We start from the raw sequence: 24265 nt of genomic DNA on the forward strand, positions 1-24265 counted from the left end.
GCACCGTTCCGAGGAGAAGCCCGACATGACCGACACTGCACGAACCGCGTCTGCTGTGACGAGATCCGCTCTGCCACCCGCCGACGCCCGCCGGGTGCGAGCACTGGTCGTGGTCGCCCTCATCGGCTCCACCGGCATCGCCGGTCTCGGACTGGTCTGGCTGTTCGCGCCTGCGCTGAACCCGTTCGCCGCCGACGACATGCTGAGCCTCGCGAGCGCACTGCTCGGGGCGACGCCCGTCGCCGTGATCGCCGTCGTCGCGGGCGGTGCCGGGGTGCTGCTGACGGTGGCGGCGCTCCGGCGAGGGGCGATGGCGGCGCACCCTCGCCTGATCGGCAGCGGAGCTGCGGCGATCGCCGTGACGCTCGGCTTCTCCCTCGGGAGCATGGCGGTCATCGCGTACGCCGGATACCTCTTCGGTCTGGCGTCGGTCGTCGCCGGAGTCGTCACGATCGCCGTGATGCTCGTGCGGGCTCCCCGGCTCGGATTCGCGTTGCTCGCCGGTCTCATCGCGATCGTCGCGGCATCCGTCTGGCTCGCCGGCCTCACACTCGACGGCATCGCCGAGTTCGCAGTGGGCTTCTCCGGTGCCCTCGCGGCCGACCTTCCCGGCCTCCTGGTGGTCATCGTGTCGGTGGCTGCGACCGCCGGCTGGACTGTGGTGGCCGTCATCGCCATCCGCGCCGCACCGGCCGGTCGTCGATTCGAGGGCTGGCTCGTACGTCATCGCCGGACGCTCACGATCCTCGCGGCACTCGGCCCGCTGCCCTACGCGATCGCGCGAGTGAGCTGGCTCACCCCGTGGCCGTTGTTCTCGCCGTCCACGGACCTCCCGTCCGCAATGCTCGCCACCGGCCTCATGATCGGATCGGGTGCGGCCGCCGCGAGCATCCTCACACTCGGGCTCATCCTGCCGTGGGGCCGCGTCTTCCCGACGTGGATGCCGCGGGTCGGCGGCCGCCCGGTGCCGGTACTCGCGGCTGCCGTGCCCGGCTTCACTGCAGCAGGCCTGCTCTGCATCGCAGCCGGTCCGATGCTCGTGACCAGCGTCGGAAACCCGAGCGGGCCGATGGACGCACTCGTCGTGTCGCTCGTGCTGCCGCTCTGGTACTGGGGCCCGACGCTCGCACTCGCCGTCTGGGCGTACGCGGCCTGGCGGTCACGCGAGCAGGTCGCCGATCGACTGGCCCGGTGAGCACTTGAACGGCGATCCATTCGAACGCGGTCGGACTCGACGCCACGCATCAGACGAGACGCATTCGTACCGTGCTTTCGTACCTGGCACCGCCTCGGCGGGCGCTCGAACTACTCGGCCTGGTTGACGATCGGTGCAGCGGGCGCGTTCGTGCGCACCGACTCGATGCCGCTCTTCGCGGCCGCCTTCGTCGTGCAGGCCTCGGATGCCGCGATCGTCTGACCGTTGCCGGCCTTCAGTCGGAACCTGAATTGCCCGCTCGCATCCTCGTAGAGCTCGAACGTCCCCGCCACGGCGGCTCCTCCCCAGGTGTCCCTTTGCGCCCACGTCTTCGTGTGCACAGTTTCACGGTAGACCTGCAACGGCGCACCGCGCCAGAGGCAGGCGAGAGTTCATACGGGAGAGTTCATGCACGCGACATCCGTTGGCCACCTGCAGGCGAGCGGATGTCGCGCGAGCTGCCTCCTCAGGCCACGAGGTTTCGGAAGCCCGCCATCAGGGCGACCCGCTCGGCCGAGGTGCGGGCGAGCGGGGTGACGGCGAGAGTCGTGATGCCGGCCTCCGCGAAGGCGGCCACTCGCTCTGCGACGTGTGAAGCGGAACCGATGAGCGAGACGGCACGCACGAGCTCGTCGGGCACGGCGGCGATCGCCTCGTCTTTGCGCCCCTCGAGATACAGGTTCTGGATCAGGGCCGCCTCGGCTTCGAAGCCGTAGTTCGAGATCAGCTCGTTGTAGAAGTTCTTGCCCCGGGTGCCCATGCCGCCCACGTAGAGCGCGAGTTGGGGCTTGACGAGCGGCAGCACCTGCTCGGGGTGGTCGGTGATCGCGAGCGCGGGGCTCGCGAAGATGTCGAGCGGCGCGAGCTCGGGCCCACGCTTGGCGGTGCCCGCGGCGAGCGCGTCGCCCCACACCCCGGCGGCACGCTCGGGGTGGAAGAACATCGGCAGCCAACCGTCGGCGATCTCGGCCGTCTGCTCGACCGATTTGAGGCCGAGCGAGGCGATCGTGATCGGGATGCGCTCGCGCACCGGGTGGTTGATGAGCTTCAGCGGTTTGCCGAGGCCGGTGCCCTCGCCTTCGGGCAGCGGGATGCGGTAGCGGCGCCCATCGTGCACGACGGGCTCGCGGCGCCACACCATGCGGCAGATCTCGACGAGTTCGCGTGTGCGGCCGAGCGGCGCGTCGTAGGGCACTCCGTGGAATCCTTCGATGACCTGCGGGCCGGATGCCCCGATGCCGAGCTCGAACCGGCCGTCGGAGACGTAGTCGAGGCCGGCGGCGGTCATCGCCGTGAGCGTGGGCGTGCGGGTGTAGAGCTGCAGGATGCCGGACGCGAGCGTGATGGTCGACGTGCGGGCGGCGAGGAAGCCGAGCTGGCTGACCGCGTCGAACGAGTAGGCCTCCGGCACGGCGATGAGGTCGACGCCCGCTCGTTCGAGCTCGACGACCTCGTCGGCGACCTCACGGAAGCCGCCCGCGTAATTCAGGAACATGCCGACGCGCATCCAAACTCCTCATCGTGTGGTGGGCCCGGCCGTTCGGCCACGGGCACTCAGACCCTAACCGAGGTGCCGCGTCGACGCGGCATCCGTTGTCGCAGGTCGACTACGTGGCGATGACGACGATCGGTTCGGTCGTGGGTTGCGGAGAACCCGCCCTGCCGTGTGCGCGCCTTCAGCACTCTCAGAGACGGATGCCGCAGGCTGGAGATCCCCGCCCGCCGCCGACGAATGGAGCCACAGTGGTCTGGAGCATCCTGCTCGACATCGCGCTCGTGCTCGTCTTCATCGGTGCCGTCGTGAACGGGTCGCGCGCGGGCCTGCTGCGCACGGCCGCCGGACTCATCGGGCTCGTCGCCGGCGGAATCGCCGCGTACTTCGTCATGCCCTGGATCTCCGGTGTCGTCGCCTGGCCCGAGTGGCGGGCGCCCGCGGCCATCGCGGTCGCCATCGTGCTGCTCAGCCTCGGTGGGTGGCTCGGCGCGGTCGTGGGCCGTGCCCTCCGGCACGGCGCGCGGGCAGTGAAGCTGGGGGTGCTCGACCGAGTCCTCGGTGCTCTCGGCAACCTGCTCGTCACTGCGTTCGTCGTCGCACTCGTCGCTTCGGGGGTCTCGGCGATGGGGGTCCCCGTGCTCTCCCCCGCGGTGGCCGGATCGCGGATGCTGCAGAGCCTCGACGCCGTCACGCCGGCACCGACCCGCACACTCCTCGCCGAGATCCGAACCGCCGCGCTCGGCGAGGGCATCCCCTGGCTCGTCGACGTGCTCGACGGCCCGACGGAGAGCCCGGCACTGCCCACGTTCGAGGTCGACGATGCCGAGCTCGCCCGCGCCGCGGCATCCGTGGTGCGCGTCACCGGCAGCGCGTTCCAGTGCGGCTCGACCCTGTCGGGCAGCGGCTTCGTGGTCGCACCCGACCGCATCGTGACGAACGCCCACGTCGTTGCCGGCGTCACCGAGCCGATCGTCGAGGCACCGGGCCAACCCGCGCTTCCGGGGCGGGTCGTGGCCTACGACGACACGCACGACCTCGCGCTCATCGCCGTCGACGGACTCGCGACGCCGCCCCTGGCGCTCGCAACGGCAACACCGGGCCAAGAGGTCGCCGTCGCCGGGTACCCGTTCGGCGGGCCATTCGAGTTGCGCCCGGCGAACGTCATGGCGAGCGGGCCGCTTAGGATCTCGGTTGCCGACGGCACTTCGACGCGCAACGTGATGACGCTCGCCGCCGATGTGGACCACGGAAATTCGGGCGGGCCGGTGCTCACCGGGGACGGCGCCGTCGGCGGTGTGGTCTTCGCGAAATCGGAGGCTGTCGACAACGTCGGCTTCGCGATTCCGGCATCGACCCTCGCGCCGCTCGCCGGCGACGCGCCGAATCTCAGCAGGGCTGTGGACTCGGGAGCGTGCGTCGTCGGTTGAGCCCGTGCCTATTCAGCCGGGGGCGAAGAGCGCCCGCGCCGTTCGATGAGGGAAGCGGGCGGCCCGCAAGCGACGGTTATCGACCGTGGCCGGAAGCGATGAGCCCATACGATTGCGGCCATGCGCAAAGACTTGCGATCGCACATGCTCTCAGTTGCCGGAGTCGTCCTTCTGACCGTCGCAGCGCTCACCGCCTGCACGAGCACCGAGAGCGACGTCGGAGCGTCCGCGGAGGTACCGACGTCCAACCCGCCGGAAAAAGCCAGCGACGGGCTTCGAGCCGATCCTGAGGCTTTCCAACAATTCATGATGACGTGCATGGCTGAGAAGGGCTGGGCTGTCGTGGCCGCACCGGATGGCGCTGTGAGTCCGGCCGACAGTAGTTACTCGGCCGAACCGGCGTTCAACGATGCGCTCATGGGCTGCATTGAGGGTGCCGCGATTCCATACCTCGATGAGTGAACTGCGCTCTGCCCCGGCTATGCGGCATCCGGTTCCGTGGCTGGTGCTCACATTCGGTCTGGGCGCAGTGTTGTTGTTCCTTCCCCTCGCGATCAGTCTCGAGGGGCTGGCGGTTGCGAACACGTATGCCGGCAACCCCGACTCGACCTCGCAGGGCCACGCAAGCGAAGCAATGTTCGGGGTGGTGCTCGGCGGGCTCCTTGCGTCGATTCTGGTGATCGGGTGCGCCATCGTCGGAGGAATCATCGCCCGGCGTGGCGGACTCAGCGTCTTCTTTACGATCCTCGTTGGTGTCCTGCTCATGGCGCTCGTCACGCTCCCGTTCGTCTGGATCTTCATCCAGCCTGTTGGCGGGGCATGGCTCGCCTGACGTGGGTTGCGCATGAGTGGCAAATCCCAGGTTGGCGAGTCAAAGGAGCAGTCCGCTGAGCAGTGTGGCGACAATCGCAATCCCCCACGGCCAATGGATTGGCTTCTTACCGCTTTGCCAGTTCGTCGCTCCCATCCTGGACTCCCCCGTCACACCCTGAGATACGAGGCGACCCAACGTTTCGCTCAGAAATGAGCGTCTCTGAGACGTTATACGGCTTGGAAGGCCGTATAGCAGGAGCATCGGTAGCCCGATCACGAGGCCGAGGATTCCGATCCAACGAATGGAGTCTCCAAGGCCTGTCGCACCTTCCGTCCTGCTTCGAGGAGCCACCCCGTGATCGCTGCTGCTGCGCCACCGGCAATAAGAAGCAGCGCCACCGTCTGAAAGAAGAGAGCCATGGTGCCCATCGTGGCGGAGTGTGGTCACGCCCGACCCGATCGTTATTGCTCTGTGAACCGCGTATGGACTTGGGCGCGGGCACAAACGACGGTTTTTGAACACTGCTGGCGAAGCGGTCAAAACCTGCCGCGCGGCGCGCGGTCCAGATCTGTCCCGCACGGCTCACCTCATCGTCACTATCGTGTCAATGACGAAGGCGAGACGATTCTGATGATCATGTCCAAGCAGAACGTTCCAGTGGTGCGGATCGCGTTGGGTGCACTGTTCGTCGTCGCCCTGCTGATGCAGTTCTGGGTCGTTCCCAGCGTTGCTGCAGAGTCTGCAGCCCGATATCCCGAATATGCGGGCCTGGCGCGTCCATACGTCATCGTCGTCGGGGTCGCGATCGGACTGTTTGAGCTGGCCCTGCTGGCCGCATGGCAGGTGCTATCGGCCGCGGCCACGAACATCCGCACCCAGCGAAAGAAGTGGTGGGCGATCGCCCTACCTGTGGCTTTCGGTTCGTCGGGCGCACTGTTCGCCGGCGTCTTCGTACATGCCGGATCCGTCGCAGGCGTCGGCGGTCCACCGATGCTCTTCGGTCTCCTCGTCTCCGTCGCGGTCGTCATCTGCGCGATCGTGTTGAGACGCAAGGCGTTGGAATTCACACTTGACGATGGCAACGAGCGGGCGCCGCATCCTGCCGATGCTCGCCACTAGCCTCGGCGCTCTCAGCTCACCCGCAGGCCGGTCCCTTACCGAAACACGCACCGACCACGGCGAGCGGCTGTGCACGTGGTCCTTCTTCAGGATGGGATTCCTGGTTCAGCGCGTTGAGTTCGGATTTGAGCTTCGAGAGCGGTATGGACGTTTCGGGCGCCGGCGGACATATATGTGTAAGTCGAACGATTGGACGGGCTGCACGGTGAACGAAGATCTGGATGAGCTGCTGCGTCGATCGCAGCCCGAGTTGGCAGAGCGCAGCCCACGCCTAACATCCGCGCTGGATGACCTGGTTGATGCACAGCCGCTGACGGCGCGACGCCGGTGGCGCCCGATGGTAACCGGCGGCTTCATCGTGTTCGCACTCGCGGGTGGGGCCTCTCTCGCCGCGGCCACACCCGGCGTGCTCGCGTGGTTCGGGTGGACGGACAACACGACGTCGTACTCGCGGGGCGACGAGCTCTGCCATGAAGGACTCCGTGTGGTACCCGCCTCGATCTCAGAGCGGGAATCAGAATTGGATTCGCCGTCGTTGCAGGCTGCACAGGAGTACCTCGCGACGCTCGACATCAGCGCCGTCGACATCACGGCGCAACTCGCCGAACTGACCCGTAACGGCGGAGGACCCAGAAATCCCGAGTCCGCGGCGCGCCACATGGCCATCTCCGAGCTCATGGTGGAGCACGTCGCGAGCCTCGGCCTTCCCACCGAGGATGTGTCCTTGGAATCGGGCGGCCAATGCGACGGGGCCGATCGATGAGCCGCGCGTCAGGCCCGCGCACGGCGGAACTCACCAGCGCCCTTCGCGCGAACGCGCCCGACCTCCTCGCCTACTTCGAACGACGCACTGAGCCTCGCGCAGACGCGGCGGATCTCCTCAGCGAGACCATGATCGTCGCCTGGAAACGCATCGACCGGCTCCCCGCCGACGAAACCGAAGCCCGAAAATGGCTATACGGCATCGCCTCCCGGGTCCTATCCGCTTCCTACCGCGCGAGCCGGCGCCGGCACGCGGCAGTCGAGCGGCTTCGCGACGAACTCGCCCGCGCGAATCTGGTCACGCCGAGCGAGACGGAGTCGCTCGAGGAGTCCGCGCACATACGTGCCGCGATAGCGAGACTGCCTCGCCAGCTCCAGGAACTTGTCCGACTGATCCACTGGGACGGATTCAGTCTCGCCGACGCGAGCACCATGACAGGAACCTCCGCGTCGACCGCCCGTTCACGGTACGCACGCGCCCGTGAACTCCTGCGCGCCGATCTCAGCCCGACACCCATGGATGTGCGAACTACGACGGTCATAACCGAGCTGTAGAAACACCCGACTCACACAAGGAGCAGCACTCGTGAATGTCCAGCCGATCGACCCCGCCGCAATCGATCTGCCCCCTACGAAGCCGATCGATATCTCGGACAACGCGAACGCGGCTTCGAGACTCCCACCGCTCCCAGCAGGCAGGAATTCCGTGAGTCGTACTACGACGAGCCATGGCTTCCTCACGCCGAGGCATATGAGGGCGCCGCTACAGAAGCTGAATTAGCAGATCTGGAACAGGCCTGCCCCCGGCTACCCGAAACGCTGTGGGACTAGGGAAGAACTCGGTATGAAAACCTCGAAGAGGGGCGCCCTATAGTCGATCCGCATGCGGACGTCAGATGGTCGACCGGCATTCGCGATGCACGCCAAGGCGTGCGCAGAAACTGCTCGGCCGTTTGTAGAGCGATGTCGTCTGCGTCGACGAAGGCTTCCGCGTCGTTGCCGGCCGGGAGTCGCAAGTCGCCAGCGATGACAAAGGGTGCGAGGAAAGTCTTCGCTGACGTTCTGGTTGAACCACCGCAGGCGCAGGACCGCGAGACCGAGTCTGAGATCGCGACGACCGAGCAAACGAGCACGAACAAGAAGGCAGGATGGCTGCACTGATGATCTTCTATTGAGCGTCGCCGCGCAACGCGACGGTGCTCGCACGACCAGCCCGACCCTCCGTTGCAGGCACGACCGTGGTCGGATGCACCCGAATCCCCTCGTAGCGGAAGATGCCTCGTCGAGAGAGAGAGGCCTTTGCCTATTCCGCCGTGAACCCCTCGAAGCGGATGCCCCACGAAACCTGCCACTCGTCGCCGGGATCGAGCCAGCGCAGGCCCCGGCCGGAGTTGAACGCCTCCGCCGGCGCCGTCATCGGCTCGACGGCGATCGCGACGTCTCCGTCTTCGCCGGGGAACTCGCGCGAGGTGTACACCTGCACGTAGTCGAACTCGTCGTCGGCCCAGATCGAGACGCTGCGGCCGTCGGGCGCGGTGAGCGTGTGCAGCACCTGGCCGTCTTCGCTCGCGAGCTCACCGAAGGCGTCGTCGAGGGAGACATCGCCGACCCTGCGGCCCTCACGGAAGTCCCACTCGGTGCCGTCGACGGGCACCTCGCCCGTGGGCAGCAGTCGGCCATCGACCTCGATGTGACTCGCCGCGTCGAGGCGCAGGGTGAGGTCAGCTGTCGGCACGCCGCCGATCTTCAGGTAGGGGTGGGTGCCGATCGCGACGGGCGCGGGGTCGGCGCCGAGGTTCTCGACGAAGTGCGTGACGCGCAGGCCGTCGGCCACGAGCTCGTAGTGCACGGCAGTGCCGAGCAGGAACGGATAGCCGAGCTGCGGATACACCGTCGCCGCGAGGGTCACGGAGTCGCGCTCACGGGAGATCGGCTTGTACTCGGTGTAGCGCAGCAGGCCGTGGATGGCGTTGGCCCGCGCCGGCTCGGTGATCGCGAGCTGGTGCTCGACGCCTTCGTGGCTCCACCGCCCGTCGCGGATGCGGTTCGGCCACGGCACGAGCACGATGCCGGCGCCCATGGGCGGCGCCTGGTCTTCTGGGAACGACGGCACGAGATCGATGCCATTGATGCTGAGGGTGCGGAGGCCTGCTGCGACGGCGGTGATCGTCGCACGGATGTCCCCGCTCGACGTCGACGTCTCGAGGGCGAATTGCTCGCCCGTGGGAAGGGTCATGGATCCACTCTAGAGTCTCGTGCGAAGTGCACCGCGAGCCCCGCGTCCTCGAGCTCGGCGACGATCGGCCGCGGCGCCGCGGCATCCGTGACGAGCGCGTCGAAGGCATCGATGAGAGCGACCCTGCCGAGATGGACCTCGCCGAGCTTCGTCGCGTCGGCGACGACGACCGAGCGCGCAGCGGCTCTCATCATGAGCGCCTTCACCGCCGCCTCGGGCAGGTTCGCGTTGGTCACGCCCTGCACGGGGTCGACGCCGTTGCAGCCGATGAAGGCCAGATCCACGTGCACCTCATCGAGCATCGAGCCCGCGAGCGGGTGCACGAGCGAGTGCTGCTTCGGCCGCAGCGTGCCGCCGGTGACGACGACCGTGAAGCGCGGGATCTCGGCCTCGAGCTCGAGCGCGATCGAGAGCCCGTTGGTGAAGATCACGACGTCGTCGAGCTCGGCACGCGCGCGCAAGGCGCGGGCGACCTGCAGCGTCGTCGTTCCGACATCGAGGATGATGCTCTGCCCGCTCTTGACGAGTGAAGCCGCGAGCTCGCCGATGAGCCGCTTCGGAACCACGGATGCCTCGAGCGCCTCTTCGAAGCTCGGTTCTCGTTCGGGGCGCTCGGTCGCAAGCGGCGAGGAGACCGGCACGGCCCCGCCGTGCACGCGCCGGATGCCGCCCTGACGTTCGAGCGCGTCGAGGTCGGCGCGCGCGGTGACGGTGGTGACGCCGAATGCGGTGCTGAGCTCGGCGACGCGCACGAAGCCGCGCTCGGCGACGAGGGCGAGCGCAAGCTCCCGCCGCCGCAGCACGTCGGGCTGCCCGCTCGCGCGCGCGGTTGCATCGGTCATAAGGGAATCATGCGGCCTACCGGCCTACTTTGCAATACGAAACCGAGTTGTTTGCGAAACGAAAGACGCGTAGGGTGTGCCGCGTGACCGACTCGAACGACGTCGCCGAAGCGGCATCCGCCCCGCTCGTCGACCCCCGCATCGCTGTGACCACGACCCGGTTGGCCGATGGGCGCGAACTCATCTACTTCGATGACGCCGACTCGACGCTGCCGCCCGGGCGCGGCGTCGACGAGCGGGTGCTCGACCCCCGCCCGGCGAACGCCGAGATGCGACAGGACCCGCTGACCGGCGAGTGGATCTCGATCGCCGCAGCCCGCCAGAACCGCGTCTTCCTGCCGCCCGCCGACCTCGACCCGCTCGCGCCGCAACGACCGGGCAACCCCTCGGAGATTCCGAGCAACTACGACGTCGCCGTCTTCGAGAACCGGTCGCCGTCATTCGGGCCGGCGCTCGGCGAAGCGGATGCCTCGAATGCCGACGCCCTCGCCGAGCTCCGGCGCGTCGGACTCGAGCGCACGCACCCCTCGATCGGCCGCTGCGAGGTCGTCTGCTTCAGCCCCGAGCACGAGGGATCGTTCGGCACGCAGACGCTCTCCCGCGCGCGCACCGTGATCGAAGCGTGGGCACAGCGCACCGCAGCCCTGTCGTCGCTGCCGGGCGTGCAGCAGGTGTTCCCGTTCGAGAACCGCGGGCGCGAGATCGGCGTGACGCTCGGTCATCCCCACGGCCAGATCTATTCGTACCCCTACGTGACGCCGCGCACCGAGCGGCTGCTCGCCTCGATCGACGCCTACGGGCCCACGCTCTTCGCTGACCTGCTCGAACGCGAACGGAGCGGACAGCGCGTCATACTCGCCGGCGAGCATTGGACCGCCTTCGTGCCGTTCGCCGCCCGGTGGCCGATCGAGGTGCACCTCCTCCCCCACCGCCAGGTGCCCGATCTCGCCGAGACGAGCCTCGCCGAACGCGACGAACTCGCGTCGATCTACCTGCGGCTGCTGCGCGGAATCGACCTGCTCTACGACACACCCACGCCGTACATCGCCGCGTGGCACCAAGCGCCGGTGCACGAACGACGTGACGACGTGCGACTCATGCTGCAACTGACGAGTCCGCGGCGAGCCGCTGACCGGCTCAAGTACCTCGCCGGGTCGGAAGCGGCGATGGGAGCATGGATCGGGGATGTCCCCCCGGAAGCCCAGGCAGAGGCGCTGCGCGCCGCGATCGGAAAGGCCGAAGTATGAGCGAGGCGGCACACGGGTTCGCAGAGTGGTTCGGCCGGAGCCCCGCGGGCGTCTGGTCGGCGCCCGGCCGAGTCAACCTCATCGGCGAGCACACCGACTACAACGACGGATTCGTCTTCCCCTTCGCGATCGACCGGCGCACCGCCGTCGCCCTCGGCGACCGCGACGACCGGGTCATCCGCGTCGCCTCGACATTCTCGCCTGAGGCCGTCACCATCCACCTCGATGAGCTGACTCCAGACGCCGTCACCGGCTGGGCCGCATACCCGCTCGGCGTCGCATGGGCACTCGGCGAATTCGGCGCCGACCTCGAACACGTGCGGGGCGTCGACCTCTATGTGGCTTCCGACGTGCCGATCGGCGCGGGCCTGTCGTCATCGGCCGCGATCGAATGCGCCGTCGCACTCGCGCTCGACGAGCACTGGGGTCTCGGCTTCGACCGGCCCACGCTCGCGAAGGTGGGCCGCCTCGCCGAGAACCGGGCGGTCGGCGCACCGACGGGCATCATGGACCAGTCGGCATCGCTGCTGGGTGAAGCCGACGCCGGAGTCTTCCTCGACTGCCGCAGCCTCGACGCCGACGTCATCCCGCTCGGCTTCGATGCCGACGGTCTCTCGGTGCTCGTGATCGACACGCGAGTCGCGCACGAGCACTCCTCGGGCGGGTACGCCGCCCGCCGGGCGTCGTGCGAGGCCGGGGCTCGGGCGCTCGGGGTCGACTCGCTCAGGGACATCCGACCCGCCGACCTCGAACGGGCTGCCGAGCTGCTCGACGAAGAGACCTTCCGCCGCGTGCGTCACGTCGTCACCGAGAACCAGCGCGTGCTCGACACCGTGCGCACTCTCCGCGAGCACGGGCCCGGCGCGATCGGGCCGTTCCTCGACGCCTCCCACGTCTCGATGCGCGACGACTTCGAGATCTCGGTACCCGAACTCGACCTCGCCGTCGCGACCGCGCAGGCCACCGGAGCGATCGGCGCTCGGATGACCGGTGGCGGTTTCGGCGGCGCGGCGATCGCGCTCATGGTCGACGCACTCGTGCCGGTCGTGACGCGCGAGGTACTCGCGGTGTTCGCCGAACAGGGCTACCGCGAGCCGTCGGTGTTCACCGTGCACGCCGCGCAGGGTGCACGACGCGACGCCTGACCGCTCGAGGATCGCGCCGGGCACCGGTGCACTGCCCCACGGTCGGTCGTGGTCGCCGGGCAGTCATGTTGCCGGTCGAGCATGCTCGCGCATGGTGTGCAGTGCGGCGGTCAGCCCCCACAGCGGCATCCGCACTCGGCGACGCAGCCGCGGCTTCCCCAGCACAGGTCGGGGCATTCGCACGTCATCTCGATCAGCACCGCAGCTTTCAGCGCCGAGCCTCGCAATCGCACGTTGAGTCGCGTTCGCTCGAACGCCTCGAGCGTGCGTCGCGTCGGCTGGTCGTCGATCGGATGGACAGCCGACGTGGACCGCCGCCGATCACGTTCGGCGCGCTGGTGGTACCACGCCGTACGCCTCACCTCGTCGCGGTGCGCCGTGAGCCACGCGGATCTCGGGCGGTCGGCCACTGTCCTGACATCCAGATGCGCGGGCAGCCGCCGACCTGCGCGATCGCGAATCGTGTCGGCCTCGATCGGTCGAACCTCGGCGCCGTCGCCGTCGATCACGGCGATGCGCATGCCCGCGACGCCCAGAATGCGCTCCAGCAGTTCGAGATCGACACCGGACCGCGACGCCTCGATCCGTGCGATCTGCGACTGATCGCGCCCGACTGCCGCAGCGAGCTCCCGTTGACTCAGGTCGCGGGCGCGTCGAACTCGCATCACCATGCCCGCGACATCCATTCCCGATCGCGTGTCGGGCGCTCTCTGTCCGCCTGAAGATTCGCGATCAGATTGGAGATCACCAACGTTCTGGCGAACTTCAGTCGGTTCTCCGTTCATGCATGCGCCTCCTCGGAAGGAGCATGGCAAACCCCACCGACATCGACACCAGACCAACGTCGCCGGCGCTTGACCCTCCCGCGCCCGCAGGCACTCTCTGGCGACCGCCGCACTCCACCATCACCAACGGCCCCGAAGTGCTCGTCAGATCAGACCGGTCGGGTCTCCAACATTCACGTGTTGATGCGTGTGGCGCATCAAAACGCGGCCAGGCGCAGTACGTTCACGCGTTGATGCACTCCACGCATCAACACTCAACCACCCCACCACGTTCACGTGTTGATGCGTGTGGCGCATCAACACTCAACCACCCCCACCACGTTCGGGTGTTGATGCGTGTGACGCATCAACACCTGAACCGGCTGCGCCGGAGACGCCGCGCTCGCGATGCTCGTGCACCGCGGCGAGCGACAGAACCGAACCCACCGAAACCGGAGCAGACCGGAACAGACCGGAACACGCCAAGCTCGCACAACGGAAGGGCGCGGCCGTCGGAATCGAGGCGGGACTGACGAGGAGGTGGCGGCGGCGGCGGCGGGCAAGGACGTTACGCCGCGCCCGTTTCCGGCGCACCCTTCTTCGCCGCACCCGTCTCCGCCGCACCCGTCTCCGCCGCACCCGTCTTCTCCGCAGACTCGACCGCTGGAGGCTCGACCGCGCTCGGTGTGCCGCCCGTGATGCGTACCAGTTCGTCGAACGACGTCGGGAACACGGTCTTTGCGTGCCCCGCGGCGGCCCAGACGACCGAGAATTCAGCGAGCTGCACATCGACGATCGTGCGCACCGGCGCGGGATGGCCGATCGGGGCGACCCCGCCGATCACCTGACCGGTCGCCTCCTTCACCGTCTCCTTCGCGGCACGACGGATGACGCCGCCCAACTGTCGCCCGAGCCATTCGGTGTCGACTCGGTGCGATCCAGAAGTCAGCACGAGGATCGGCGCGTCGTCGATCGTGAAGACGAGCGAATTCGCGATCTGACCGACGCCGACGCCGAGCGCATCGGCGGCGAGCTGAGCCGTGGTGACGGCGTCGTCGAACCAGACGATCTCGGGGGCGAGCCCGTGCCCGGCGAGGGCTTCGGAGACACGGTCGACAGCGGGGTGCGCAGGTGACGGCATGCGGATGATCCTAGCGACGAGGCCGCGCGGCGGCACATCGATGGAGGGGGGCGCGAGACATCCGTTCGCGGGCACATGAAAGCCGGATGAAAGCGCCCCGCGGCAAGCTCGTATGCACAGTGACGGGACTGTCACGACGGATGGGGCACCGATGGGGATCAGGATGCAGTGGGCGGCGGCGATCGTCGCGGGCGCGATGACGTTCGGGGCGTCGCCGGCGCCGGACGAGCACATGTTCGACGACCCATGCGCAACGACTGGGATCACGACCTGCGAGGCGCTCGCGTACGATGCCGGCGAGCGGCTGAGCGCGCGGGCGGCGACGGCGGGGCGGGATGATGATGACGCATTCGATGTCACGGCCGAGATCCGGAACACGAACGCTCGCGAGGGCGTCGCCTACACGGCGGAACTCAACGCCGGCACGAACCAGCTCGTGGTGCACGATCGATCCGACGACGGGCATGAGGCCCGGGCGGAGGTGGTCGTCGCCGGCACGCACCGCAATCGCTTCGTCAGCCCCGCCACCGATCGAGTGCTCGCGATCGAACTGAGCGAGCACCTCGACGGCCGTGCCGTCGCGATCCGCGTCTGCATCGAACATCATGAGTGTTCGCCATGGGCCCTCGGCACGATGTGACGAGCCAGCGCGACTGACAACCGACCGCGAGTTTGCCCGGACCGCCACCGGCACGTCAGCTCGATGCCAGAGTGTGCGAGCGTGAACCAACCCGTCCTCGCCCGTCGGCTCGGATTGGGCGACGCCGTCTCGATCGGGCTCGCGGCGATGATCGGTGCCGGCGTCTTCGCCGCGTTCGCGCCCGCCGCGGAGGCCGCGGGCGCGGGCCTCATTATCGGCTTGGCTATCGCGGCGTTCGTCGCCCTCGCCAACGCGGGTTCGATCGCGCAGCTCGCCGCCCGGTACCCGGAGTCGGGCGGTGCGTACCGCTACGGCCGAGAACGGCTCGGCGAGTGGCCCGGATTCCTCGCCGGGTGAAGCTTCGTGATCGGGAAGACCGCGAGCTGCGCAGCGATGGCCATCACCTTCGCCGCCTACCTCGCGCCTCTGGAGTGGCAGCGTCCACTCGCGGTGCTCGCCGTGATCGCGATCGCCGCCCTGAGCCTGCGCGGCATCACCCGCACCGCCCGGGCGGCGACCGTCATCGTCATCGCCGTGCTCGCCGTGCTCGTGCTCGTCATCACAGCCGGTGCGGCCGCGTCCTCAACGGCACGGGTGCGATCACGAGCCAGCCGTTGGTGTTCGACTCCGAGTCGCTCGACCACGGCTCGTTCGGCATCTTGCAATCGGCCGGACTGCTCTTCTTCGCGTTCGCGGGGTACGCGCATCGCGACGCTCGGTGAAGAAGTGCGGGAACCCGCGCGCACCATTCCCCGGGCGATCGGCATCGCGCTCGGCATCGCCGTGGTCGTGTACGCCGCCGTCGGGGCGGTGGCTCTCGGGGCCGACGGGCTCGCGGCATCCGTCGTCCCGCTCGTCGACGTCGTCGAGGCCGCGGGCTGGCAGTGGGCGGCCCCGATCGTGCGCATCGGAGCCGCCGTCGCCGCGCTCGGGGCGCTGCTCGCACTCATCGCGGCCGTCGGTCGCACTGCCCTCGCAATGGCGCGCGACGACGAGCTGCCGCGGGCGCTCGCCAGGGTGCATCCGCGTTTCCAGGTGCCGCACATCGCCGAGATCGCCGTCGCGCTCGTCGTCATCGTGCTCGTCGCCACCGTCGACCTCCGCGGGGCGATCGGGTTCTCCTCGTTCGGCGTGCTGCTCTACTACTTCGTCGCGAACACCGCGGCGCTCACGCAGCCGAGACAGGAACGACGGGTACCGCGGACCCTCTCAGTCGCGGGCGCGATCGGATGCCTCGTGCTCGTCGCGACCCTGCCGCTCGTCTCGATCGTGGCGGGCGTCGCCGTGCTCGCCGTCGGCGCTGCGTACCGGCTCATCGTGCGAGGTGCGCGAGGTGCGCGATCGCGCCGGAGCGGGTCGCCCGATCGCCGCGCGTAGGCTGACGGCATGACTGCAGACCCCTCGGCTCGCATCCTGACCATCGCCGGGGTGCCGGCACCCGTGCTCCACGAGACCGCCTTCGTGGCCGCCGGCGCAGTCATCGTCGGCGATGTGCGGCTCGCCGCCGGTTCGAGCGTCTGGTACAACGCGGTGCTCCGCGCCGAGGCCGAACCGATCATCCTCGGCGAAGACGCGAACCTGCAGGACACGGTCGTCTGCCACGTCGATGCGGGCTACCCGCTCACCATCGGACGCGGGGTCTCGGTCGGCCACGGCGCGGTGCTCCACGGCTGCACCGTCGAAGACGACTGTCTCATCGGCATGAGCGCGACCGTGCTCAACGGCGCCGTGATCGGCGCCGGATCCCTCGTCGCTGCCGGCGCCGTCGTACTCGAGGGCACGGTCGTGCCGCCGGGTTCACTCGTCGCCGGGGTACCCGCAAAGGTGCGCCGCGAACTCAGCGAGACGGAACGCGCGGGCATCAAGCGCAACGCCGCGGCGTACCTCCGCCATGTCGAGGCGCACTCCACTCCCGTGGACTGAACGCTCGGCGCCCCGAAGGGATTCACGCCTCGGCATCTGGTTCACGCCTCGACGGGGCCGGTCCGGAACTCGATGACGCGCCGCCGCACCTTGCGCACACGACGCACCACCCACCGCGCCGGAATCGCGACGAGCATCGACAGGGCACCCACGATCGAACGATCGTGCTCACCGAGCATGCGCTTGCGCTCGAAAGCTCGACGCAGCGCACCGCCGGTCAGGTTGTGCGCCCGATCACGCGGGGCGAGGGGCCGTCGCCGCACGACGCGCGAGGAGCGCGTCGAGGTGCTGCGCCCAGTCGTCGTGCTCGCGCCCATGGAAGTAGTTCTCCGCGAGCCACCCCGAATCAGGGTGACGGGTCGACCAGGGTTCGGCGGCAGCGTGCCGCCGAACTCGCGTCGCACCTCGGGGTCGGCAAGGAGATCGGCGTAGTCGAACGCCTCGGCGTGCGTCTGCGCCTCGCCTCGGCGCGCCCGCACCTGCACCACCACGCGACGCGAGGGGCGTCGCCTTCGCCTGCGCCGCGAAGACGAGGTCGGTCCGGGATTCGTCGGCCGCGACATCCGCCAGCGCCTCATCGGGGAGGAACGGGAGCGTCGCCAGGCCGAACTCGACCGCGACGCCGAGACTCTCGGCGTCCGCGCGGAACTCGCGCACCTCACGGCGGCTGTGCAGCACGATGAGATCGACCTGCTCGCGGTAGACGATCGCCTTCGGCTCGGCGGGGATCGTCAGTCCGGGGAAGCGACGAACGCGCGAAGGGGCCGTCGACGGGCGCTCCGGCGAGAGTGACACGTGCTATGGGCGCGAAGCTCCGCGCGCAAGACGGCCGCCCAGTGCACGCGTGGTGAACACCGGGCGACCGGGAGGTCGACTACCGGTGCAGGCGCTGCTCCGCGGCCTTCACGACGTTCGCGAGCAGCATCGCGCGGGTCATCGGCCCGACACCGCCGGGGTTCGGCGAGAGGTGACCGGCGACGCCAGCCACCGCCGGGTCGACGTCGCCCGTGAGCTTGCCCTTGCCGGTGTCCTCGTCTTGCACGCGCGTGATGCCGACGTCGAGCACAGCCGCGCCGGGCTTCACCCAGTCGGCCTTCACGAGATGCGGCACCCCGACCGCCGCCACGACGATGTCGGCGCGGCGCACCTCGGCCGCCAGGTCTTGCGTGCGCGAGTGCGTGAGCGTGACCGTCGCGTCGATCCCCTTGCGGGTGAAGAGCAGTCCGAGCGGGCGCCCGACCGTCAGGCCGCGTCCGATCACCGTCACGTGCTGGCCCCGGATCGGCACGTCGTAGCGCCGTAGCATCTCGACGATGCCGGCGGGCGTGCACGGCAGGGGCGAGTGAAGCTCCCCCTCGATGCCGAGCACAAGCCGGCCGAGGTTCGTGGGGTGCAGCCCGTCGGCGTCTTTGTCGGGGTCGATGAGCTCGAGCATCGCGTTCTCGTCGTGCCCGGCCGGCAGAGGCAGCTGCACGATGTAGCCGGTGACGCCGGATGCCGCGTTGAGGTCGCGAATCGCCGCGCGCACGTCGGCAGTGGTCGCGGAGGCCGGCAGGTCGACCCTGATGGAATCGATGCCGACTTCGGCGCAGTCGCGGTGCTTGCCCGCGACGTACGACCGCGATCCCGGGTCGTCGCCCACGAGGAGCGTACCGAGCCCGGGTACGACGCCGTGCGCTTTCAACTGCTGGATGCGGGAGGCGAGTTCGGACTTGACGGCCGTCGCGGTGGCGACGCCGTCGAGGGTGATCGCGGTCATTCGTCTCTCTCTTTCATTCACCTCACCTTTTTCAGGAGATTTCGGGCGACACGCCGGTGTCGGCGGGCCGAACACAGCGTGTCGCGCCCGAAACTCCTGAGAAAAGTGGGGAAGGCGGCGAGCTACTGTGCGAGGCCCGGGTACAGCGGGAACGCCGCTGTGAGGGCTTCGACACGGGAGCGGAGGGTCGCGACATCCGCTTCGCCCTGCAGTGCGAGCGCGATGAGGTCGGCGACCTCGGTGAACTCGGTGTCGCCGAAGCCGCGGGTGGCGAGCGCGGGCGTGCCGATGCGCAGGCCCGAGGTGACCATCGGCGGGCGCGGGTCGAAGGGCACCGCGTTGCGGTTGACCGTGATGAGCGCCGCGTGCAGGAGGTCTTCGGCCTGCTGACCGTCGATCTTCGAGTTGCGGAGGTCGGCGAGCACGAGGTGCACGTCGGTGCCGCCGGTGAGCACGTCGATGCCCGCTGCGCGCGAGTCGTCGGCGGTCAGGCGAGCTGCGAGGATCTGCGCTCCGCGGATCGTGCGCTCCTGGCGGTCCTTGAATTCCTCGGATGCCGCGATCTTGAACGCCGTGGCCTTCGCCGCGATGACGTGCATCAGCGGGCCGCCCTGCTGACCCGGGAACACGTTCGAGTTGAGCTTCTTCGCGAGCGCCATGTCGCGCGCGACGATGAAGCCCGAGCGCGGGCCGCCGATCGTCTTGTGCACGGTCGAGGAGACGACGTCGGCGTACGGTACCGGGCTCGGGTGCAGGCCCGCGGCCACGAGGCCGGCGAAGTGCGCCATGTCGACCCAGAGCTTCGCGCCGACCTCGTCGGCGATCGCGCGGAACGCGGCGAAGTCGAGGTGGCGCGGGTAGGCGGACCATCCGGCGATGATGACCTGCGGCTTGTGCTCGAGGGCCTTGTCGCGCACGACGTTCATGTCGACGAGGAACGTCTCGGGGTCGACACCGTACGAGACGGCGTTGTAGAGCTTGCCCGAGAAGTTGAGCTTCATGCCGTGCGTGAGGTGGCCGCCGTGCGCGAGCTCGAGGCCGAGGATGGTGTCGCCTGGAGTGGCGATCGCAGAGAGCACGGCCGCGTTGGCGGTCGCACCGGAGTGCGGCTGCACGTTCGCGTACTCGGCGCCGAAGAGCGACTTCGCACGGGCGATCGCGAGCTCTTCTGCGACGTCGACGTACTCGCAGCCGCCGTAGTAGCGGCGACCGGGATACCCCTCGGCGTACTTGTTCGTGAGCACGGAGCCCTGGGACTGCAGCACGGAGACGGGAACGAAGTTCTCGCTCGCGATCATCTCGAGGTAGTTTCGCTGGCGACCGAGCTCGAGCTCGAGAACCTCGGCGATCTCAGGGTCGACTTCGGACAGGGGGGCGTTGAAAACAGACTCGGCCAAGACTGGCTCCTTCATGACAAACGGACCTATTTGGGTGCTGCCTCGCGCGCGCCAGCGCCGAGGTATGCGTACCGGCCCAGGCGTTCGGTCGGTCCGTGCCAGTCGCTCCCCGATGGTATCCATCTCAACGCCAGTCGCGACGTTGGAAGCTTAGCAATGGATGCGCCGCGCCGAGGAATTCAGCGCGACATGATCCACGTCGACACGAGCCACCACGCGATCACGCCGATGACGCCGACGACGCTCGCCCAGCGGATGCCGCCCCGCAGACGCCGTCCGCCCGGGGCGATGACGGGTGCGGCGGGCGTCGCGAACAGCTGCGCCGCCTGCGGCGCGGGAGCAGCGGATGCCTCGGGCGCGGCGGCGACTGCGCGCTCGTCGGCATATCGCTGCGTGCGCGAGAGCACCTTTGTGCCGACGGCGTCGGCGACACGGAGCGCGCGACCCCATGCCGCGGAGTCGAGCGGGTCGATGGGGTTCGGGGAGTAGCAGAGCAGCCAGCCGTCGATGAGCTCGACATCCCACTCGCCGGCCTCGTCGATCAGCACGGCCATGAGATCGGGCGTGAAGATGTAGAGCGCGTCCCGTTCGTACTCATGCGGGGCGTAGAGAGTGAAGTGGCGGTCGAAGTCGCCCTCGAGGCTCAGCACCTGGCTGCGCTCGAACGCCGCAGGCAGACCGCTGCCGAACATCCCGTTGTTGGCGCGGGCGTCGAGCAGCATGTGCGGCACCGGGCGGTCGAGGGCCACGGCGATATACCCCCACCGCGAGGTGCGCTCGTTCTTCTCGCTCCCGGTCGTGTACTCGTACGATCCGAGATCGACGAATCGACCGCGAGCGGACTGCAGCCGGTCGTAGGTCGCCCGGTTGCGACCCCGCCCGAACACGACGCCGGGATAGTTCGGATTCGCGGTGCGAATCGCGTAGCCGAAACCGTTCGCCGCGGCGAAGCCGTCGAGCCGGAACCAGCGATGCCACTTGCTGCCGCGCCGCACCCGTCGCACGATGGCGTTGATGCCGACGGCGAGGGCGACGATCACGAACACCGGCGCGATCAACAGCACGATCGGCAGGTCATCACCCGAGCTCGCGGCGGAGAAGTACAGGCCGCCGAAGACGATGCCGAGAATCGTGAAGACGACGACCACCAGGATCACGGAGAAGACGACGGCGATCGCCGACGTGCCTGCCGTCGCATACGGCGACCCGGGCGCTTTCGCGGTCTGCCGGAACGCCTGCAGCGCAACAGGTTCGATGGGGGCTTCGAGCGCGCTGAAGTCGACCTGGTCGACCGAAACCGGGAGCGCTGGCAGAGTGGTCGTCATTCGTCTCCGTTCCGGGCCCGAGCGTATCGCCGCCCGCCGACGAATCATGCCACTATGTGGGAGTTAGGGCTCTTTACCTCCAGACGAGTGAGGACGCATGCACCGACGCAGCAGCTCCACCCGAATCGACCGCGGCGAGCGTGGCGGCCGCCGCATCGGCCACGCCATCGCCGGCCGACCGATGAAATCGGGCCGCGCTCACCTCGTCGTCGCCGGCGTCGTCGGCATCGCACTCGCCCTCGGCGGCTGCACCCTCGACCCGCAGCACGACGGACGCCCCGTGACCGGCGTCATTCCGGCTCCGGCCGAACTCGAACTCACCGGCGGCTCGCCGTTCACACTGACCGAGGAGTCCCGCTTCGTCGCGACCGGCGATGCCGCAGCCGTCGCCGAGACGTTCGCCGCGCAAGCGCGCATCGCCACGGGATTCGACCTGCCGGTCGTCGAGGGCGACGCCGCGGCATCCCTTCGACAGGCTCAGGACGGCGCCGACATCGCACTCGTCATCGACGACGGAGCGGCCTTCAGCGCCGACTCCGACGAGGCGTACTCGCTCGCGAGCGGCGCCGACGGCGTCCGCATCTCAGCGCCCAGCCCGGCCGGACTCTTCTGGGGCACGCAGACGCTGCGACAGTTGCTGCCAGCCGAGATCGAGCGAGCGGATGCCTCGCGTGCGCCCTCTGGCGGATGGATCGTGCCCGCGGCATCCGTCACCGATGCCCCTCGCTTCGCCTACCGCAGCTCCGTGCTCGATGTCGTGCGCCACTTCTTCCCCGTCGAAGACGTGCTCGACCACATCGATCGCATCGCGCTGCTGAAGCTCAATGTGCTGCACCTGCATCTCACCGACGACCAGGGCTGGCGCATCCAGATCGATTCATGGCCCGAGCTCACCGGCATCGGCGCGTCGACCTCGGTCGGGGGCGACGGCAGCGGCTTCTACACGAAGGCCGACTACGCACGCATCGTCGACTACGCGGCCGAGCGCTTCGTGACGATCGTGCCCGAGATCGACCTGCCCGGGCACACGAACGCCGCGCTCAGCGCCTACCCGGAGCTCAACTGCGACGGAGTCGCGCCGAAGCCCTACGAGGGCATCGAGGTCGGGTTCTCGTCACTCTGCGCCTCGCCCGAGCGCGCAGAGGCGACCGACCGGTTCCTCGCCGACGTCACCCGCGAGGTTGCCGAGATGACACCCGGGCCATGGCTGCACGTCGGCGGTGACGAACCGCACGCGACGTCGCCCGAGGACTACCTCGATCTCGTCGCGCGGATCACCGCGGCGGGCGCCGCCACCGGCAAGACAGTGATCGCGTACCACGAGATGGGCGTCTCGACCGAGCTGCCGCCGGGCACGGTGGGCCAGTACTGGGACTTCACCGAGCCGCGCGAGAACACCGCAGAACTCACGACCTCGTTCGTGGAGCAGGGCGGCGAGGTCATCCTCATGCCGGCCGACGTCACCTACCTCGACATGATGTACCCCGACGACCCCGAAGGTCCGCTCGGCGGCTCGCTCGGCACCCGGTGGGCCGACGGTCCGACGACGCTCGAAGAGGCGTACGCGTGGGAGCCGACGTCGACGATTCCGGGCCTCGACGAGTCCGATATCCTCGGCATCGCGACGCCGATCTGGACCGAGACGACAGCGACCATCGCCGAGCTCGAGTTCATGGTGTTCCCGCGCATCACGGCGATCGCCGAGATCGCGTGGTCGGCGGCGGCCGCCGGCGGCGGCGCACGCGACGAGGCCGGCTTCCACGCCCGCCTCGCGTGGCTCGGCACGCACCTCGACGCACTCGGCGTCTCGTACCACCAGGTCGGCGGGGTGCCATGGGTCGAGTAGCGCGCCGGGTGCGAGGAGGCCGCGGGCTGCGGGATGCCGCTTCGGCGCGGGATGTCGCGTCGACCCGGACGCCGCGGCATCCGCTCGCAGTGCCGGTCTTGCGTGCTACGCCTCCGGCGGCGGCGCCGTCGAAGCCCGCACGACGAGCTCGGGGCGAAGCGGCTCGGTCGCGACGGGCTCGCGCTTCTCGATCATCTCGATGACGCGCTTCGCCGTGGCGCGGCCGACGTCTTCGAAGGGCTGGCGCACCGTCGTGAGGGCAGGCGCTGCATAGGCCGCGAGCGCGATGTCGTCGACACTCACCACCGAGACGTCGTCGGGCACGATGCGCCCAGCCTCGTGCAGGGCGCGGATGACGCCGAAGGCCATCTCGTCGCTCGACACGAACACCGCCGTGACGTCTGGAATCGCCGCGATCGTGCGCCCGGCGCGGTAGCCCGACTCGGGTGACCAATCGGCGGGGACCACCGGGGGCGGCGCGACCCCGCGCTCCCGGAGCACCGTCTCCCACTCCTCGCGGCGCGCGTTCGACTCCTGCCAGAACTCGTCGCCGGAGATATGCCAGACCGTGCGATGGCCCAGGTCGAGCAGATGCTCGGTCGCCGCCCTGGCGATCGCGCGTTGATCGACGAGCGCATCTGCGCCGACCCCGTCGGCCTGCCGGTGGCCGACCGTGGGCGTGCGCTCGGTGCGCGAGCCGAGGGCCTCTGCGAGGAAGCCGACCGGCGCGAGAATCACGATGCCCTCCGCCCCCTGGCCCTCGAGGCGATCGAACGCTTCGAGGAAGGATGCCGGTGCAGAATGCTGCGCCACACTCGCGGTCGTCACGGCATAGCCCTCTTCGGCGGCGACCGATTCGACTCCGAGGAGGATCGCGCTCGTCGAGTAGCGGGCCGTGGAGACGAGGATCACGCCGAGCATGCGGGTGCGACCGGAAGCGAGCGACGCCGCCGCCGCATGCAGTCGGTAACCGACGGCGTCGACCGCCGCCATCACCCGATGCGCCGTCTCGGGGCGCACGTTCGGGTGACCCGACATCACTCGCGAGACCGTCTGCGTCGACACGCCGGCGACGCGTGCGACGTCGACCTGACTCGGCGAGCGCTCCTCCGGTGAACGACGTGGCATGGACCCATCGTAGTGAGCGTTCACTCGTGTGCGACGAAGGCGAGTCCGACGAACGTTGGA

At 68.9% G+C, this 24265-nt stretch carries 22 protein-coding genes, 3 pseudogenes and 1 riboswitch; of the genes and pseudogenes, 13 read left to right on the forward strand and 12 right to left on the reverse strand.

Annotated features, from left to right (window positions below; all coding sequences use genetic code 11):
* The first annotated feature begins 25 nt into the window (after window positions 1-25).
* Window positions 26-1195 (forward strand): hypothetical protein, encoded by a 1170-nt coding sequence (locus AC1C2U_RS16440; RefSeq protein ID WP_495362854.1) that lies wholly within the window; start codon window positions 26-28, stop codon window positions 1193-1195.
* A 110-nt stretch (window positions 1196-1305) separates the two neighbouring features.
* On the opposite strand, the gene AC1C2U_RS16445 is transcribed toward AC1C2U_RS16440, so the two are convergent.
* Both AC1C2U_RS16445 and AC1C2U_RS16450 read right to left on the reverse strand, forming a co-directional pair.
* Complete coding sequence (locus tag AC1C2U_RS16445; RefSeq protein WP_495362855.1) at window positions 1306-1488, reverse strand: YegP family protein; 183 nt, start codon at window positions 1486-1488, stop codon at window positions 1306-1308.
* Between the two features lie 173 nt (window positions 1489-1661).
* Window positions 1662-2702, reverse strand: a complete 1041-nt coding sequence (locus AC1C2U_RS16450; protein ID WP_495362856.1) for an LLM class F420-dependent oxidoreductase — start codon at window positions 2700-2702, stop codon at window positions 1662-1664.
* A 236-nt stretch (window positions 2703-2938) separates the two neighbouring features.
* Between AC1C2U_RS16450 and AC1C2U_RS16455 the strand changes: the two genes are divergently transcribed.
* The 6 genes from AC1C2U_RS16455 (at window position 2939) to AC1C2U_RS16480 (ending at window position 7367) form a co-directional block, all read left to right on the forward strand.
* Window positions 2939-4117 carry a MarP family serine protease gene (locus AC1C2U_RS16455; protein ID WP_495362857.1) on the forward strand — a complete coding sequence of 393 codons (1179 nt, stop codon included), beginning with the start codon at window positions 2939-2941 and terminating at the stop codon, window positions 4115-4117.
* A 318-nt stretch (window positions 4118-4435) separates the two neighbouring features.
* Window positions 4436-4579: a hypothetical protein gene (locus tag AC1C2U_RS16460; protein WP_495362858.1), complete on the forward strand. Its 144-nt coding sequence runs from the start codon at window positions 4436-4438 to the stop codon at window positions 4577-4579.
* Entirely contained in the window at window positions 4572-4949 is a 378-nt protein-coding gene (locus AC1C2U_RS16465) for a hypothetical protein (RefSeq protein WP_495362859.1), read from the forward strand. Before AC1C2U_RS16460 ends, AC1C2U_RS16465 begins: the two co-directional genes overlap by 8 nt.
* Window positions 4950-5348: 399 nt before the next feature.
* The gene (locus AC1C2U_RS16470; protein ID WP_495362860.1) at window positions 5349-6050 is read left to right on the forward strand and encodes a DUF2975 domain-containing protein; all 702 of its coding nucleotides are present in this window, start codon (window positions 5349-5351) and stop codon (window positions 6048-6050) included.
* Complete coding sequence (locus tag AC1C2U_RS16475; protein WP_495362861.1) at window positions 6001-6813, forward strand: hypothetical protein; 813 nt, start codon at window positions 6001-6003, stop codon at window positions 6811-6813. The genes AC1C2U_RS16470 and AC1C2U_RS16475 overlap by 50 nt, the downstream gene beginning before the upstream one ends.
* Complete coding sequence (locus tag AC1C2U_RS16480; protein WP_495362862.1) at window positions 6810-7367, forward strand: RNA polymerase sigma factor; 558 nt, start codon at window positions 6810-6812, stop codon at window positions 7365-7367. The genes AC1C2U_RS16475 and AC1C2U_RS16480 overlap by 4 nt, the downstream gene beginning before the upstream one ends.
* 748 nt (window positions 7368-8115) lie before the next feature.
* Here the strand turns inward: AC1C2U_RS16480 and AC1C2U_RS16485 are convergent.
* Together AC1C2U_RS16485 and AC1C2U_RS16490 are read right to left on the reverse strand one after the other, a co-directional pair.
* Window positions 8116-9048 (reverse strand): aldose 1-epimerase family protein, encoded by a 933-nt coding sequence (locus tag AC1C2U_RS16485; RefSeq protein WP_495362863.1) that lies wholly within the window; start codon window positions 9046-9048, stop codon window positions 8116-8118.
* Window positions 9045-9890, reverse strand: a complete 846-nt coding sequence (locus AC1C2U_RS16490) for a DeoR/GlpR family DNA-binding transcription regulator (RefSeq protein ID WP_495362864.1) — start codon at window positions 9888-9890, stop codon at window positions 9045-9047. The genes AC1C2U_RS16485 and AC1C2U_RS16490 overlap by 4 nt, the downstream gene beginning before the upstream one ends.
* Before the next feature lie 140 nt (window positions 9891-10030).
* Between AC1C2U_RS16490 and galT the strand changes: the two genes are divergently transcribed.
* Entirely contained in the window at window positions 10031-11137 is a 1107-nt protein-coding gene (gene galT / locus AC1C2U_RS16495) for a galactose-1-phosphate uridylyltransferase (protein WP_495363108.1), read from the forward strand.
* Complete coding sequence (galK, locus tag AC1C2U_RS16500; RefSeq protein WP_495362865.1) at window positions 11134-12282, forward strand: galactokinase; 1149 nt, start codon at window positions 11134-11136, stop codon at window positions 12280-12282. Before galT ends, galK begins: the two co-directional genes overlap by 4 nt.
* A gap of 110 nt (window positions 12283-12392) precedes the next feature.
* Here the strand turns inward: galK and AC1C2U_RS16505 are convergent, their stop codons facing one another.
* Both AC1C2U_RS16505 and AC1C2U_RS16510 read right to left on the reverse strand, forming a co-directional pair.
* Window positions 12393-12953 carry a helix-turn-helix domain-containing protein gene (locus AC1C2U_RS16505; RefSeq protein WP_495362866.1) on the reverse strand — a complete coding sequence of 187 codons (561 nt, stop codon included), beginning with the start codon at window positions 12951-12953 and terminating at the stop codon, window positions 12393-12395.
* A 763-nt stretch (window positions 12954-13716) separates the two neighbouring features.
* A pseudogene (locus tag AC1C2U_RS16510) lies at window positions 13717-14187 on the reverse strand (YbaK/EbsC family protein); the annotation flags it as partial.
* A 151-nt stretch (window positions 14188-14338) separates the two neighbouring features.
* Between AC1C2U_RS16510 and AC1C2U_RS16515 the strand changes: the two are divergent.
* The 3 genes and pseudogenes from AC1C2U_RS16515 (at window position 14339) to AC1C2U_RS16525 (ending at window position 16750) form a co-directional block, all read left to right on the forward strand.
* Window positions 14339-14827 (forward strand): hypothetical protein, encoded by a 489-nt coding sequence (locus AC1C2U_RS16515; RefSeq protein ID WP_495362867.1) that lies wholly within the window; start codon window positions 14339-14341, stop codon window positions 14825-14827.
* An 81-nt stretch (window positions 14828-14908) separates the two neighbouring features.
* A pseudogene (locus tag AC1C2U_RS16520) lies at window positions 14909-16204 on the forward strand (APC family permease).
* A 9-nt stretch (window positions 16205-16213) separates the two neighbouring features.
* Window positions 16214-16750: a gamma carbonic anhydrase family protein gene (locus AC1C2U_RS16525; RefSeq protein ID WP_495362868.1), complete on the forward strand. Its 537-nt coding sequence runs from the start codon at window positions 16214-16216 to the stop codon at window positions 16748-16750.
* A 41-nt stretch (window positions 16751-16791) separates the two neighbouring features.
* On the opposite strand, the gene AC1C2U_RS16530 is transcribed toward AC1C2U_RS16525, so the two are convergent.
* From AC1C2U_RS16530 to AC1C2U_RS16550, 5 genes and pseudogenes are all read right to left on the reverse strand, one after another.
* A complete protein-coding gene (locus AC1C2U_RS16530; RefSeq protein WP_495363117.1) occupies window positions 16792-16929 on the reverse strand; it encodes a hypothetical protein in 138 nt (45 codons plus the stop codon).
* 282 nt (window positions 16930-17211) lie between these two features.
* A pseudogene (locus AC1C2U_RS16535) lies at window positions 17212-17545 on the reverse strand (DUF6716 putative glycosyltransferase); the annotation flags it as partial.
* Between the two features lie 79 nt (window positions 17546-17624).
* On the reverse strand, window positions 17625-18509 hold the full coding sequence (locus AC1C2U_RS16540) for a bifunctional methylenetetrahydrofolate dehydrogenase/methenyltetrahydrofolate cyclohydrolase (RefSeq protein ID WP_495362869.1): 885 nt from the start codon (window positions 18507-18509) through the stop codon (window positions 17625-17627).
* 122 nt (window positions 18510-18631) lie between these two features.
* Window positions 18632-19906: a serine hydroxymethyltransferase gene (gene glyA / locus AC1C2U_RS16545; protein ID WP_495362870.1), complete on the reverse strand. Its 1275-nt coding sequence runs from the start codon at window positions 19904-19906 to the stop codon at window positions 18632-18634.
* Window positions 19907-19973: 67 nt separating this feature from the next.
* A riboswitch (ZMP/ZTP riboswitch) is annotated at window positions 19974-20054 on the reverse strand.
* 31 nt (window positions 20055-20085) lie between these two features.
* The gene (locus tag AC1C2U_RS16550; protein ID WP_495362871.1) at window positions 20086-21231 is read right to left on the reverse strand and encodes a hypothetical protein; all 1146 of its coding nucleotides are present in this window, start codon (window positions 21229-21231) and stop codon (window positions 20086-20088) included.
* 97 nt (window positions 21232-21328) lie between these two features.
* Here AC1C2U_RS16550 and AC1C2U_RS16555 point away from each other — a divergent pair, with 97 nt between their 5' ends.
* Entirely contained in the window at window positions 21329-23077 is a 1749-nt protein-coding gene (locus AC1C2U_RS16555) for a beta-N-acetylhexosaminidase (RefSeq protein ID WP_495362872.1), read from the forward strand.
* 105 nt (window positions 23078-23182) lie between these two features.
* Here AC1C2U_RS16555 and AC1C2U_RS16560 read toward each other — a convergent pair whose 3' ends face one another.
* The gene (locus AC1C2U_RS16560) at window positions 23183-24205 is read right to left on the reverse strand and encodes a LacI family DNA-binding transcriptional regulator (protein ID WP_495362873.1); all 1023 of its coding nucleotides are present in this window, start codon (window positions 24203-24205) and stop codon (window positions 23183-23185) included.
* Window positions 24206-24265: the final 60 nt, after the last annotated feature.

The organism is Agromyces sp. Y575 (genome assembly GCF_059445445.1).